Below are 12,877 nucleotides of genomic sequence, written 5' to 3' on the forward strand. Positions count from 1 at the left end.
CCCTCCGGGAGGGGCGCCCGGCTCCGCGCTGTCTCGGGGCAGTCGGGGTCTCAGGCGTCCCGACCGTCGTGAGGGCGGTGCTCGGCGGCGATGCCGAACCTGCGCCGTTCGCCCTGAGCGGATGGCGCGGAGCCGATCGAGGAGACCGAGCTGATCACCTGCTCCTCGGCCGCGGACTCTTCCTCTTCGAGTCGTTGCAGGTCAGCGGCGGAAACCAGCGCGATGAGCGGCTTCCCGTGCCGCGTCACCACAACACGTTCACCGCCGTAGACAACGCGGTTGATCAGTTCGGCGAGCTCCGCCCGTGCTTGCGTCACCGGAATCTCGTAGGCCATAGTCCCCATCATAACCTTCTGTACGTCCTGTACATTTTTTACGGACGGACAGACGGATGGTCAGCTCCAGGAGAAAGGCACCGCCATGACCCGCCCCGCCGCCCGCTACGTACTGCCGGAGTTCACCGAGCGCACCGCGACCGGAACCCGGACGCTGGACCCGTACTCCAAGCTGTTGTCCGAGCGGATCGTCTTCCTCGGGAGCCCGATCGACGACATCGCCGCGAGCGACCTCATCGCCCAGTTCATGTACCTGGAGCACGCCGATCCGGACCGGCCCCTGTCGCTCTACATCAACTCCCCCGGCGGCACGTTCCAGGCGATGGCGGCGGTCTACGACACGATGCGGTTCCTGACCTGCGAGGTGGAGACCTTCTGCCTGGGACAGGCGGGCTCCTATGCGGCGGCCCTGCTGGCGGCCGGGGCGAAGGGGCGCCGACATGCGCTGCCCGGCGCGCGGGTAGTCATTCAGCAGCCCGCGATGGAGGAGCCGATGCGGGGCCAGCCGTCCGACCTGGAGATCCACGCGCGCGAACTGGTGCGCACCCGCGAGATGTTCGCGGCCATGCTGGTCCGGGACACGGGCCGGACCGCGGAGCAGATCACCGCCGACATCGAGCGCGACACCATCCTCGACGCCAAGGCCGCCCTCGACTACGGGCTGGTCGACCACGTCATGGAGAACCGCTGACTCTCCCGGCCGCCGTACGACGCGAGGTGAAACGCCGATGGAGCCACCCGATTTCCCGCCCCTGCCCGCACTGACCCGCGCCGAGGGCGAGTTCGTCGACTGCTATCTGGCCGTGCTCGACCAGGTGGGCCGGATCAACCCGGCCCACGGCAGCGACACCTACAGCGCACTGCGGGCCGCCCAGGCCCTGGCCTCCCGGGCGGCGGCCCTGCGCGACGCCCTGGCCCTGATGCACGAGCGCGGCGAGTCGCGGATCCACGCCGCGACCCTGGCGCGGGCCCTGCGCGTCCTGGACGGGGAGCGCCGGGCGGGCCGGATCGCGATGCCGCCGCCCGTGAACTGACCGCCTCCGCGCACGGGGAGCGCCATACGGGAGCGGACCGGTCGGCCCCGCGCACGACACGCCCGGTCCCGGGACCGATTTGCCTCGCTCGTTCGGCGTAGGCGATCACCCGTGCGAGCGACGGCTCAACTTGCGTTCGGTGCGCGGCCCGTACTCGAAATGCGCCCTTTCGTCGCTGGTACGAGGGTGTGCGCCCGGCTCGCGGACGAGCGCGAATCCGACCTGTCCACCTGAATGGATCAGTGGTGAGGAGACTCACAAACCGCCGTTTCAGCTCGGAAATCCGGCACCGAGTGCGTCAAGATCCCTGGGACGACAAGCCCCCGCCACCGCGGCGGGGCGGTCCGGGCGGACGCCGAGTCCTGCCGCCGCCCGGATGACTGGTCGACAGGAGTGGATCGGCAGGAGTGGAGGACCCGAGCACAACGGGCCGACCGGGAGACCGGGAAGCCCTCGGGGTGAAGCCGCGAAAGCGGCCGGGCAACTTCGCCAGCCCGAACCCGACAGGTCATCCTTCACAGGCGGCTGACGAAGGGTTGCGCATGTCTGCGCAGGTTCATGTCCCGTCTCTGTTCGCCCGGGTCGGTACGGCCTCGGTACTCACCCTGGCCGTGACGTCCACGATGCTGGCGCCCGGCCTGGTGAACGAAGCCGAGGCCGCCACCCACTCGACGAAGGCCCTGAAGGTCGCCGCGTCGAAGAAGGGGGCTCCCTACAAGTACGGAGCGGCCGGTCCCAGCCGCTTCGACTGTTCGGGGCTGACGGTCTACTCGTTCAAGAAGGCCGGCAAGAAGCTTCCCCGCACGGCACAGCAGCAGTACAACAAGACCCGCCACATCGGGAAGTCGCAGCGCAAACGCGGCGACCTCGTCTTCTTCCATTCGGGGCGCAGCGTCTACCACGTGGGCATCTACGCCGGGGCCGGGAAGATCTGGCACTCCCCCAAATCGGGGGACGTGGTGAGACTGGCCAAGATCTGGTCCAAGAGCGTCTGGTACGGACGGGTCCGCTGACCCATCGGCCGGACGCTCTTTCCGTGCGGGCGGCCCGGGCCTCTTCCGGGGCCGCCCGCGGCGCCCTCAGCGCAGCAGCGGGCCGGTGACCAGTGCCAGTCCCAGACCGGTGAGCGCCACACCGCTGCCGCCCTCGATGGCGCGGGCGGTACGCGGGCGGCGCAGCCACCGGCCCAGCCGGTCCACGAGCAGGGCGACGGCCGGGAACCAGATCAGCGCCAGCACCACCACGAGGGCCGCGAGCAGCAGGGTCCGGGGCAGTGGCGGCTGACCGTGGGGCACGAACTGCGGCAGCAGGCTGAGGAAGAGGACCGGGGCCTTCGGGTTGAGCGCGTTGGTCAGGAACCCCTGGCGCAGCGCGCGCCCGAACGCCCTGGGCACGGGCCGTCCCGGCTCGTCCTCCCGCGTACCGGAGGGTGCGCCGGAGCCGTCCCGCGAGGGCCGGCGGCGGATCGCGTACAGCGCGCTGATCCCGAGGTACAGCACGTACGCGCCGCCGAGCAGTTGGACGGTACGGAAGACTACCGGCATGGTCACCAGCACCGCGGCGAGTCCGGCGACCGCGAGCGCGGTGTGCACCAGCAGCCCTCCGGCGACGCCGAGCGCGGTGGCCAGGCCCGCGGTGCGCGAGGCCAGGGCGTTGCGTACGACGACGGTGAAGTCGGCGCCGGGCAGCGCGACCATGCCGGCGGCGACCCCGGTGAAGGCGATCAGTTGTGCGTCCATGGGTCCACCTTGGACCGGCGGAGCCTTTAGCGTGTACTTGCAATCTTCTGGGTCTGCCTAAAGGAACGCTTCATGTACGACCCGACACGGCTCGCGGCGCTCGTGGCGGTCGCGGAGGCCGGATCGATCACCCGGGCCGCCGCCCGCCTGGGCTACACCGCGCCCGCGCTCTCCCAGCAGCTGGCCAAACTGGAGCGGGAGGCCGGGGCGACGCTGCTGGTGCGCCACCATCGCGGAGCGCGGCTGACGGCGGCGGGCGAGCTGCTGGCGGGCCGGGCCCGGCGGGTCCTGGACGAGCTGGACCAGGCGCGGCACGAGCTGGCGCAGCTGGCCGGGCTCTCGGGCGGCAGGCTGCGGGTGGGGACGTTCACCACGGCCGGGATCCATCTGCTGCCGCCGGTCCTGAGCGCGTTCCGGCGGGCCCATCCGGAGGTCGAGCTGGCTGTCGCCGACTACGAACCGCCCGCCGGGATCGCGGCGGTCGTCGCGGGCGAGGTGGACCTCGCCCTGACCCACGCCTACGAACCGGCGGCGGCCGGTCCCCCGCCGGTGGGCGTTCTCGTCGAACCCCTGCTGGTCGAGGAGCTGGTGCTGGTCACCTCGGTGGGCCACCGGCTCTCCGAGGGCACCGGGCGGCTGCCGGTCGGCGAGCTGGCGGGGCGGCCGCTGATCAGCAGCGCGCCCACCCATCCGCCCCGGCGCGGGGTCGAGAACGCGCTCGCCGAGGCCGGGGCGACGCCCGCGGTGGTCTGTGAGTCGCCCGGGTACGCGCTGGTGTGCGCGCTGGTCAGCGCGGGTCTCGGGGTGGCGGTGGTGCCGGAGATGGTCGCCTCGATGGCGGCGGCCCCGCTGTCGGTCCGGCGACTGGAGCCCGCGTCGTTCCGCCGGACCATCTCGGTCGTGCACCGTGGCGACCGGTCGACCGCAGCCGCCGCGACGCTGCTCGCGCTGCTGCGCGGCGGATTCGGCCGGGGGAGCACGGCCCCGGCGACGAACCGGCCCCCGGTGGGCTGACCCGCCCCTGACGGATCAGCCCACGGGTACCGACCGGTCCGGCCCCGGCCCCGCGGTCAGCCCTGGACCGGGACGACCCAGGGGAGGGCGATCCAGACCGTCTTGCCGCCCTCGGCGGTCGGGGTCACCTGGAGCCGCCCGCCGCGCTCCTTGGCCAGCGCCCTGATGATGACCATGCCCCGGCCGTTGTCCTGCCGTACGGCTGCGGGCAGTCGCTGGGGCCAGCGGGGGTGACTGTCCGTGACGCCGAGATACAGCTCCTCGTCGCGTTCGAGGCGCAGGTCCACGGTGAAGGTGGGCGACTGGCCGAACGTGTGCTGGACGGCGTTGGTGGCCAGCTCCGAGATGATCAGCCGGATGATGTCGGCGAACTCGGTGTCCTCGGGGAGGCCCCATTGGGCCAGGGTCCTGGCCACATGTCTGCGGGCCGATGAGACCGAGACCGGATCGGTCGGCAGAGTGACGGTTGCTTCCTGATGGTCTGCCATGGCGACGCCGTCCCTTTCCCACCCTGGTCGACCGGCGGCCGACCAGGATTGCGCTTCGCGCCAGATTGCCATTGATGCAGCTCCCTGTAATGGCGTTCGGCCAAGATATGCATATATCTGTCGCTCGAAGCGGTGAATTCGGGACCCGTACGGCGTGGACGGACGGCACACTGGCCCCTCTGCGGGCCGACCCCGGTGACGGACCGGCCCTTCCCGACAGCAGAAGGAGACCGGCATGCTGCACGGCCCCGTCGTCCGACGGCGCAAGCTCGGCGAGGAGCTGCGGAGCCTGCGCCACACCTCCGGGCTGACCAGCCGGGACGCGGCGCGGCTGCTCGGCTGGCACCAGTCGAAGGTGAGCCGCATCGAGACGGGGGCGAGCGGGGTGACGCCCGCGGACGTGTCACGGCTGCTGGACGTCTACGCGGTGCGCGACACCCAGTTGCGTTCCCTGCTGGAAGTCCTCGCGGGGTCGGCGGGCGGCGGCGGTTCGGGCTGGTGGCACGCCTACCGGGGGCTGATCCCGCCGCAGTACCGCGACTTCATCAGCCTGGAGTCGCAGGCCAGCACGGTCCGGACGCTGGAGACCTCGGTGGTGCCGGGGCTGCTCCAGACCGCCGGATACGCACGGGCCGTGACCCGCGCCTCGCTGGACGGGTTACCGGACGGCCGGCTCGACTCCCTGGTCGAGGTCCGGCTGACCCGTCAGCGGGTGCTGCGCGCGAGTCCGCCGCTGCGCTTCACCGCCGTGCTGGACGAGGCGGTGCTCCACCGCGAGGTGGGCGGACCGGAGGTGATGAGGGATCAGTTGCAGTATCTGCGGCAGGTGGCCCAACTCCCTCATGTGCAACTCCAGTTGCTGCCGTTCTCGGTGGGCGGCTACGTCGGACTCACCTGCCCTTTCGTTATCTTCTCCTTTCCGAACATTTCTGATCTGGATGTGGTCGTTCTTGACCACTTGACGAGTAGCCTCTATCTGGAGCGGAAAGAAGACCTTGAGGCGTACAGCTCGGCCTTCTGTTCCTTGCAGGCGCACGCGCTGTCGCCCGAGCACTCGCTGGACCTCATCACCGCGATCAGCCGCGGCTAGCGGAGCCGGGCCCTCCGGCCGGGTTCCGCCGGACCGTCCGACTGCCCGAGGGGGCCGCCATGCCCGAACGTCCCGCACCGCCGTTCGCACCACCCGCCGCACCACCCGCGTCGTCTCCCGCACCGTGGCGGCGCAGCAGCCGCTCGACCGGGATGAACAACTGCGTGGAGACCGCCCTGTTCGGCGGCGCACTCCTCGCCGTACGCGACTCGAAGAACGTGGACCGGCCGCCGCTGCGCTTCTCGGCGGCGGCCTGGAGCACGTTCGTGGCCGGACTCGGCCCGCACGGAGCCGATCCGCACGGAACCGGCCCGCACCGGATCAGCTGACCCGGGCGTCCGCCTGCCGGGGAGCGGTGGCGAGGACCGTGGCCACCGCGGTCGTGATCTGCTCCTCGGTCAGGTCGGCCCGCGCGGTCAGCCGCAGCCGCGAGACGCCGTCCGGCACCGACGGCGGGCGGAAGCAGCCCACCGCCATCCCGGCCGCGCGGCAGTCGGCCGCCCAGCGCACCGCCGCGTCCGCCGAGGGCGCCCGGACGGAGACGACGGCCGCGTCGGGCCGGACCGCCGTCAGCCCGGCGGCGGTGAGCCGTCCGTACAGCGAGGTGGCCACCTCCCGGGCGCGGGCCGCCCGTTCGGGCTCCCGGCGCAGCACCCCGAGGGCGCCGAGCGCGCCGCCGGCCGCCGCCGGGGCGAGTCCGGTGTCGAAGATGAACGTACGGGCCGTGTTGATCAGGTGGTCGATGACCCGGGCGGGGCCCAGGACCGCTCCGCCCTGGCTGCCCAGGGACTTGGACAGGGTGAGTGTGGCCACGATCCCGTCGCCGCCCGCCAGCCGGGCCTCGGCGAGCGCGCCGCGACCGCCCTCGCCCAGCACTCCGAGGCCGTGGGCGTCGTCGACCAGCAGGGCGGCGTTCGCGGAGCGGCAGACCTCGGCCAGTGCGGGGAGCGGGGCGGCGTCGCCGTCGACGGAGAAGACCGAGTCGGTGACCGCGAGGGCACGCCCGTCGTGCGCCCGCAGGGCCTTCTCGAACGCCTCGGGGTCGGCGTGGGGCACGACGGCGGTCTCGGCGCGGGAGAGGCGGCAGCCGTCCACGATCGATGCGTGGTTGCCCGCGTCGGAGGCGATGAGGGAGCCGCGTCCGGTGAGTGCGGTCAGCGCGGCGAGATTGGCCGCGTACCCGGAGGAGAGCACGAGGGCCGCCTCGAAACCGCAGAACGCGGCGAGCTCCCGTTCCAGCCGGGCGTGCAGGACGGTGGAGCCGGTGACCAGCCGGGACCCCGTCGCCCCCGCCCCCCAGCGGTGGGCGGCGTCGGCCGCGGCGGCGATGACCTCCGGGTGCCGGGTGAGGCCCAGGTAGTCGTTGCTCGCGAGGTCCAGCAGCTCCGGCTCGGCGCCGCGCGGACGCAGGGTGCGTACGAGCCCGGCGGCGGCCCGGTCGCGGGCCTCGGCGTCGATCCAGTCGAACGGGGCGAAGGACATGGGGCGGTCCCTTGGGTAGGCGGGCCCCCGGCGGGCGGCTCCGCGCGGACCCTCCGGTGCGGACGGTCCCTTTGTAGGCAGCCAACAGACCCTAGCCGGGTGCGCAGCAGGTCAGGGTGTGGCAATACACACACCCTCGCCCGGGTCTCCTGTCTGGTTCCTCCTTGGCTGGAGGCGGTGCCGTAAGCCAGGATCATCTTCCATGGACCTGCTGAACACGCTGGTGGACAAGGGGCTGCGGCGCGAACTGCCGACCCGCGAAGAAGCGCTCGCCGTACTGGCGACCTCCGACGACGAGCTGCTCGACGTGGTGGCGGCCGCCGGGAAGGTGCGCCGTCAGTGGTTCGGGCGGCGCGTCAAGCTCAACTATCTGGTCAACCTGAAGTCGGGGCTCTGCCCCGAGGACTGCTCCTACTGCTCGCAGCGGCTCGGTTCGAAGGCCGGGATCCTCAAGTACACCTGGCTGAAGCCGGACGAGGCGTCCAGGGCCGCCGCCGCCGGAGTGGCGGGCGGCGCCAAGCGGGTCTGCCTGGTCGCGAGCGGGCGGGGCCCGACCGACCGGGACGTCGACCGGGTCTCGAAGACCATCGAGGCGATCAAGGAGGAGAACGAGGGCATCGAGGTCTGCGCCTGCCTCGGCCTCCTCTCCGACGGACAGGCCGACCGGCTGCGTTCGGCCGGCGCCGACGCGTACAACCACAACCTCAACACGTCCGAGGAGACGTACGGGGCGATCACCACCACGCACACGTACGCGGACCGGGTGGAGACCGTGCAGCAGGCCCAGGCCGCCGGACTCTCGGCGTGTTCCGGGCTGATCGCCGGGATGGGCGAGAGCGACAAGGACCTGGTCGACGTCGTGTTCGCGCTGCGGGACCTCGACCCGGACTCGGTGCCGGTGAACTTCCTGATCCCGTTCGAGGGAACACCGCTCGCCAAGGAGTGGAACCTCACCCCGCAGCGCTGCCTGCGCATTCTGGCGATGGTCCGGTTCGTCTGCCCCGATGTCGAGGTGCGGCTCGCGGGGGGCCGTGAGGTGCACCTGCGCTCGATGCAGCCGCTGGCGCTGCACCTGGTCAACTCCATCTTCCTGGGCGACTACCTGACGAGTGAGGGCCAGGCCGGCCAGACCGACCTGGACATGATCGCGGACGCCGGTTTCGAGGTGGAGGGCGCGGGCACGACGACGCTGCCGCGCCACCGGGCCGACGCCCTCGGCGGCGGCTGCGGCACGCAGGACGCCACGGCGGGGGCCGGCTGCGGATCGCACGACGACGCCGGAGCCGCGGGGTGCGGTTCCCACGGAGGCGGCGGGGGCTGCGGTCCGTGCGGTGGCCACGGGGAGCAGGAGCAGCAGCCGGCGGGCGGCGTCGCGGGCGCCGGGGAGAGCGTGCCGGCCTCGCGGACGGACGCGGCGCGTACGGATCTGGTGGCGGTCCGCCGTCGCGGCGCGGGAACGGATCTCGCGCCCAATGCCTGAACCGCACGCCTTCGAGGCCGCCGAACACGCGGGGCCCGCCGCTCCGAAGCCGTACGCCCCCGACGAACTGCGGGCGCTGGACCGCGCGCACGTCTGGCATCCGTACGGTCCGATGCCGGGCCGCCAGGAGCCGCTGATCGTGGAGTCGGCCTCCGGTGTACGGCTCCGGCTCGCCGAACCCGTCGAGGGGCGGCGCGAGTTGGTGGACGGTATGTCCTCCTGGTGGTCGGCGGTGCACGGCTACAACCACCCGGTCCTCAACGAGGCCGCGCGCGTCCAGCTGGACCGGATGAGCCATGTGATGTTCGGCGGGCTCACCCATGAGCCCGCCGTCCGGCTGGCGACCCGGCTGGTGGAGATCACCCCCGGGCCGCTCCAGCACGTCTTCCTCGCCGACTCGGGGTCCGTCTCCGTGGAGGTCGCGGTCAAGATGTGCCTCCAGTACTGGCGTTCGGCCGGGCGTCCGGCCAAGCGACGGCTGCTGACCTGGCGCGGGGGGTACCACGGGGACACCTGGCAGCCGATGTCGGTGTGCGACCCGGAGGGCGGGATGCACGAGCTGTGGTCGGGGTCCCTTCCCCGCCAGGTCTTCGCCGACGCCCCGCCGGACGGCTTCGACGCGGAGCCGGACCCCGCCTATGTCACGCATCTGCGGGAGCTGGTCGCCGAGCACGCCGACGAGCTCGCGGCGGTCATCGTGGAGCCGGTGGTACAGGGGGCCGGCGGGATGCGGTTCCACTCCCCCGCCTATCTGCGGGTGCTGCGCGAGGCCTGCGACGAGCACGACGTCCTGCTGGTCCTCGACGAGATCGCGACCGGTTTCGGGCGTACGGGCAAGCTGTTCGCCGCCGGGCACGCCGGGATCTCGCCGGACGTCATGTGCGTCGGCAAGGCCCTGACCGGCGGCTACCTCACGATGGCCGCGACGCTGTGCACCACCCGGGTGGCCGAAGGCATCTCCAGCGGCGAGGTGCCGGTGCTGGCGCACGGCCCGACGTTCATGGGCAATCCGCTGGCCGCCTCGGTGGCCACGGCCTCCGTGGACCTGCTGCTCGGGCAGGACTGGGAGGCCGAGGTGGCGCGGATCGGCGCGGGCCTGCGCTCCGGGCTCGCTCCCGCCGCGGACATCACCGGAGTGGTGGACGTCCGCGTCCTGGGGGCGATCGGGGTCGTCCAGCTCGACCACGAGATCGACATGGCCGCGGCCACCCGCGCCGCCGTGCGCGAGGGCGTCTGGCTGCGGCCGTTCCGCGATCTGGTCTACACGATGCCGCCGTACGTGACGGGGGACGAGGACGTGGCACGGATCTGCCGGGCCGTGTGCGCGGCGGCACGGGAGGGCTGAGCCGATATGTCGACGATTCTGGTGGTGTCCGGTACGGGCACGGAGATCGGCAAGACCGTGGTGACCGCCGCTGTGGCGGCCGCCGCGCGGGGCCGCCGCGTCGCGGTGCTCAAGCCCGCGCAGACCGGGCTCGCCCCCGGGGAGCCGGGCGACGCGGCCGAGGTCGCGCGCCTGGCGGGGAGCCATGTGACGGCGGTCGAACTGGCCCGCTTTCCGGAGCCGTTGGCTCCGGCCACGGCCGCCCGGCGGGCGGGGCTCGTGCCCGTGCGGCCGTTCGAGGTCGCCGAGGCCGCGGAGAAGCTGGCCACCGAGCACGACCTCGTCCTGGTGGAGGGTGCGGGCGGGCTGCTCGTGCGGTTCGACGACGAGGGCGGCACGCTCGCGGACGCGGCCCGTCTGCTGTCCGCGCCGGTACTGCTGGTGGCCCCCGCGGGCCTGGGCACGCTGAACGCCACCGCGCTGACAGCCGAGGCCCTGGCGAACCGGGGGCTGAGCTGCCGGGGCGTCGTGATCGGCAGCATGCCGGCGGAGCCCGACCTCGCGTCCCGCTGCAACATCGAGGACCTGCCGGTGGCGGCCGGAGCACCGCTGCTCGGCGCGGTGCCGGCCGGCGCGGGTTCGCTGTCGGGCGCCGCCTTCGCGGCGCGCGCGCCGGGGTGGCTGGCTCCGGAGCTCGGAGGGACCCGGGCCACCCGCTGACGGGGCGCCGGGGGCGTTCGGGTGTTCCTCGGGGATTCCGGCCGGGGCGATCCGGGGGAGAATCGTGGGGGAACGTCACGTCCGCTCCTCGAGCGTCACGTCCACTCCTCGACGGAGGTCCGTCATGCAGCTGCGCAGCAGGAAGCTCCCCCGGGACGCCGTGCACCACCCGGTCTTCGCCCGCTTCTACGCACGGGTGAGCGTGACCGCCGACCTGAAGGGCGGCATCGCCGCGTACCGCGAGGAGCTGCTGTCGGGGCTCTCCGGCCGGGTCATCGAGATCGGCGCCGGGAACGGGCTGAACTTCGCCCACTATCCCGGCGCGGTCTCGGAGGTGGTGGCGCTGGAGCCGGAACGCTCGCTGCGGCAGCTCGCGGTCCGCTCCGCCCTGCGCGCCGAGGTGCCGGTGGACGTGGTGCCGGGGGCGGCCGAGGCGCTGCCGGTCAAGAGCGAGGCCTTCGACGGGGCGGTGGCGTCCCTGGTCCTGTGCACCGTACGGGATCTGCCCCGGGCGCTCGCCGAGATCAGGCGGGTCCTGCGGCCCGGCGGCGAACTGCGGTTCTTCGAACACGGGCTGGCGCCGGGCCGGGCGCTGGCCACGGCGCAGCGAGTGGCCGACCGGACCCTGTGGCCGCTGCTCTTCGGCGGCTGTCACACGGCCCGGGACCCGTTGGCCGCGATCGCGGCGGCGGGCTTCGAGACGGGCACGTACCGCAGGCTGCGGATCCCGGAGACAGGCCTCCAAGTGCCCTCCTCCCCCTGCGTCCTGGGCGTGGCGCGCAAGCCGTTCACCGAGGACTGAGGGCTGAGGACCGACCCGGGGCAGGGCGCTTCGCCCGGCCTCACACGCTCCACTGCCGCAGCTCGTCGGCGATGGCCCGCACGTCCGCCTTGCCCTGCTTCACCAGCAGCGCCAGATCGCGGACCTGCTCGGGCGAGGTGATGACCTTGAGCCCGGAGGCGACGAGGTAGCCGTACGCGACGGCCGAGGCGAACATCGCGTTGGAGTGTTCGAGGGCGGGCACGTGCAGCAGCAGCTGCAACAGGGCGGCCGCCCGCGCGTGCGGGTCGCTGTAGACGGCGCTGCCGAAGATCTCTGCGTCGTGCCGTGCGACGGCGGCGACGAGCGCACCCCAGTCGGCGACCTGCGGGTCTCCGGGCGTCTTGTGCTCGGCGACCATCAGCAACCAGGAAAGGTCGATGCGAAGGTTCAACGGGTGCCTTCGCGCTCCGGGCCGAACTCCTCGGCGAACACCGACTCGTACTGCTTCATGAAGTCGGCCGCGGCCTCGACGAAGGTGTGTCCCACCTCGCCCGCGTCCTGCTGGACGAGTTCCTCTATGTAGCGGTTCACGCTCATCCCCCTCTGCAGCGCGCGCTGCCGCGCGGCCTCGGCGGTGGCCTCGTCCACTCGAACGTTCAGCTGAGTCTTGGGCACCCGACCACGCTAGCGCGGCCGTGCTAGCACCGGCAAGAGGAGCGGTCGGCCGCACGGTGAAATGCGATCGACGCCCCGTCGCGGCGGATGGTGGGATGGCCGTCATGAACGATCTTTCGATACGGTCCGCGACCCCGGCCGATCTGGACGGGGTCCTCGCCTTCTGGAAGGTGGCCGCCGAGGGCACCAGCATCAGCGACGACGGGGACGGGGTCGCACGCCTGGTGGAACGGGACCCCGACGCCTTGATCCTCGCGGAACGGGAGGGCGCGCTGGTGGGCACCGTCATCGTGGGCTTCGACGGCTGGCGCTGCCATCTCTACCGGCTCGCGGTCCACCCGGACCAGCGGCGCCGGGGTGTGGGCGGCGCCCTTCTGGCGGCGGCCGAGGAGCGGTTCGTCGCGCTGGGCGGGCGGCGCGCCGACGCCATGGTCCTCGACCGCAACACGTCGGCCCACCACGCCTGGCGCGCTGCGGGCTACGCGCCCCAGCCGCAGTGGAGCCGCTGGGTGAAGCATCTGACGGGCTGAGGAGGTACGCCGGACACCCACGCGGCAGGGGGCAGGTACCGGCGCGGTGAGGCAGGTACCGGCGCGTTGAAGCAGGTACTGGCGCGGTGCGGCAGAACATTGACGCGGTAGGCGGCGCGCCGCTGGGCAGACGCCCTATGTCGACATGCCCCTCCGACACCCCCTGCCGAAAGGTGTGAGCGTCCGCCCATGGGCGAGCCCAG

Annotated in this window: 17 protein-coding genes and 1 riboswitch; of the genes, 11 read left to right on the plus strand and 6 right to left on the minus strand. The window is 72.6% G+C overall.

The annotated features are described in order from the left end of the window. Positions 1-50 precede the first annotated feature (50 nt). Entirely contained in the window at positions 51-335 is a 285-nt protein-coding gene (locus tag IE272_RS20045) for a type II toxin-antitoxin system Phd/YefM family antitoxin (RefSeq protein WP_050357664.1), read from the minus strand. 85 nt (positions 336-420) lie between these two features. Between IE272_RS20045 and IE272_RS20050 the strand changes: the two genes are divergently transcribed. The 3 genes from IE272_RS20050 (at position 421) to IE272_RS20060 (ending at position 2,382) form a co-directional block, all read left to right on the plus strand. After that, the gene (locus IE272_RS20050; protein ID WP_190007408.1) at positions 421-1,026 is read left to right on the plus strand and encodes an ATP-dependent Clp protease proteolytic subunit; all 606 of its coding nucleotides are present in this window, start codon (positions 421-423) and stop codon (positions 1,024-1,026) included. Between the two features lie 37 nt (positions 1,027-1,063). Further along, the gene (locus IE272_RS20055) at positions 1,064-1,369 is read left to right on the plus strand and encodes a hypothetical protein (protein ID WP_050357666.1); all 306 of its coding nucleotides are present in this window, start codon (positions 1,064-1,066) and stop codon (positions 1,367-1,369) included. Positions 1,370-1,806: 437 nt separating this feature from the next. Beyond that, positions 1,807-1,883, plus strand: a riboswitch (cyclic di-AMP (ydaO/yuaA leader). Positions 1,884-1,911: 28 nt separating this feature from the next. Continuing rightward, a complete protein-coding gene (locus IE272_RS20060; protein WP_007453677.1) occupies positions 1,912-2,382 on the plus strand; it encodes a C40 family peptidase in 471 nt (156 codons plus the stop codon). A 66-nt stretch (positions 2,383-2,448) separates the two neighbouring features. Here the strand turns inward: IE272_RS20060 and IE272_RS20065 are convergent, their stop codons facing one another. After that, entirely contained in the window at positions 2,449-3,108 is a 660-nt protein-coding gene (locus IE272_RS20065) for a LysE family translocator (RefSeq protein ID WP_190007409.1), read from the minus strand. A 72-nt stretch (positions 3,109-3,180) separates the two neighbouring features. On the opposite strand from IE272_RS20065, the gene IE272_RS20070 reads away from it, so the two are divergent. Next, positions 3,181-4,122: a LysR family transcriptional regulator gene (locus IE272_RS20070; RefSeq protein WP_050357669.1), complete on the plus strand. Its 942-nt coding sequence runs from the start codon at positions 3,181-3,183 to the stop codon at positions 4,120-4,122. A 56-nt stretch (positions 4,123-4,178) separates the two neighbouring features. Here the strand turns inward: IE272_RS20070 and IE272_RS20075 are convergent, their stop codons facing one another. After that, a complete protein-coding gene (locus tag IE272_RS20075) occupies positions 4,179-4,610 on the minus strand; it encodes an ATP-binding protein (RefSeq protein WP_032792859.1) in 432 nt (143 codons plus the stop codon). Between the two features lie 235 nt (positions 4,611-4,845). Between IE272_RS20075 and IE272_RS20080 the strand changes: the two genes are divergently transcribed. Both IE272_RS20080 and IE272_RS20085 read left to right on the plus strand, forming a co-directional pair. Then, positions 4,846-5,700 carry a helix-turn-helix domain-containing protein gene (locus tag IE272_RS20080; protein WP_050357670.1) on the plus strand — a complete coding sequence of 285 codons (855 nt, stop codon included), beginning with the start codon at positions 4,846-4,848 and terminating at the stop codon, positions 5,698-5,700. A gap of 59 nt (positions 5,701-5,759) precedes the next feature. Then, a complete protein-coding gene (locus IE272_RS20085; RefSeq protein ID WP_073960052.1) occupies positions 5,760-6,029 on the plus strand; it encodes a DUF397 domain-containing protein in 270 nt (89 codons plus the stop codon). Here the strand turns inward: IE272_RS20085 and IE272_RS20090 are convergent. After that, positions 6,022-7,182 (minus strand): 8-amino-7-oxononanoate synthase, encoded by a 1,161-nt coding sequence (locus IE272_RS20090; protein ID WP_190007410.1) that lies wholly within the window; start codon positions 7,180-7,182, stop codon positions 6,022-6,024. The two genes, IE272_RS20085 and IE272_RS20090, sit on opposite strands and share 8 nt — an antisense overlap. A 202-nt stretch (positions 7,183-7,384) precedes the next feature. On the opposite strand from IE272_RS20090, the gene bioB reads away from it, so the two are divergent. From bioB to IE272_RS20110, 4 genes are all read left to right on the plus strand, one after another. Beyond that, positions 7,385-8,662 (plus strand): biotin synthase BioB, encoded by a 1,278-nt coding sequence (gene bioB / locus IE272_RS20095; RefSeq protein WP_073960050.1) that lies wholly within the window; start codon positions 7,385-7,387, stop codon positions 8,660-8,662. Further along, a complete protein-coding gene (locus IE272_RS20100; RefSeq protein WP_190007411.1) occupies positions 8,655-10,007 on the plus strand; it encodes an adenosylmethionine--8-amino-7-oxononanoate transaminase in 1,353 nt (450 codons plus the stop codon). Before bioB ends, IE272_RS20100 begins: the two co-directional genes overlap by 8 nt. A gap of 6 nt (positions 10,008-10,013) precedes the next feature. Further along, positions 10,014-10,706 carry a dethiobiotin synthase gene (gene bioD, locus IE272_RS20105; RefSeq protein ID WP_050357674.1) on the plus strand — a complete coding sequence of 231 codons (693 nt, stop codon included), beginning with the start codon at positions 10,014-10,016 and terminating at the stop codon, positions 10,704-10,706. Positions 10,707-10,830: 124 nt separating this feature from the next. Continuing rightward, complete coding sequence (locus tag IE272_RS20110) at positions 10,831-11,508, plus strand: class I SAM-dependent methyltransferase (protein WP_050357675.1); 678 nt, start codon at positions 10,831-10,833, stop codon at positions 11,506-11,508. A 40-nt stretch (positions 11,509-11,548) separates the two neighbouring features. On the opposite strand, the gene IE272_RS20115 is transcribed toward IE272_RS20110, so the two are convergent. Next, positions 11,549-11,920, minus strand: a complete 372-nt coding sequence (locus IE272_RS20115) for a hypothetical protein (RefSeq protein ID WP_047175538.1) — start codon at positions 11,918-11,920, stop codon at positions 11,549-11,551. Next, a complete protein-coding gene (locus IE272_RS20120; RefSeq protein WP_010062312.1) occupies positions 11,917-12,144 on the minus strand; it encodes a hypothetical protein in 228 nt (75 codons plus the stop codon). The genes IE272_RS20115 and IE272_RS20120 overlap by 4 nt, the downstream gene beginning before the upstream one ends. Positions 12,145-12,239: 95 nt before the next feature. Between IE272_RS20120 and IE272_RS20125 the strand changes: the two genes are divergently transcribed. Next, a complete protein-coding gene (locus IE272_RS20125; RefSeq protein ID WP_057661516.1) occupies positions 12,240-12,674 on the plus strand; it encodes a GNAT family N-acetyltransferase in 435 nt (144 codons plus the stop codon). Positions 12,675-12,877 lie beyond the last annotated feature (203 nt).

Origin of the sequence: Streptomyces anulatus (assembly GCF_014650675.1) — a bacterium.
Classification (GTDB): Bacteria; Actinomycetota; Actinomycetes; order Streptomycetales; family Streptomycetaceae; genus Streptomyces; species Streptomyces anulatus.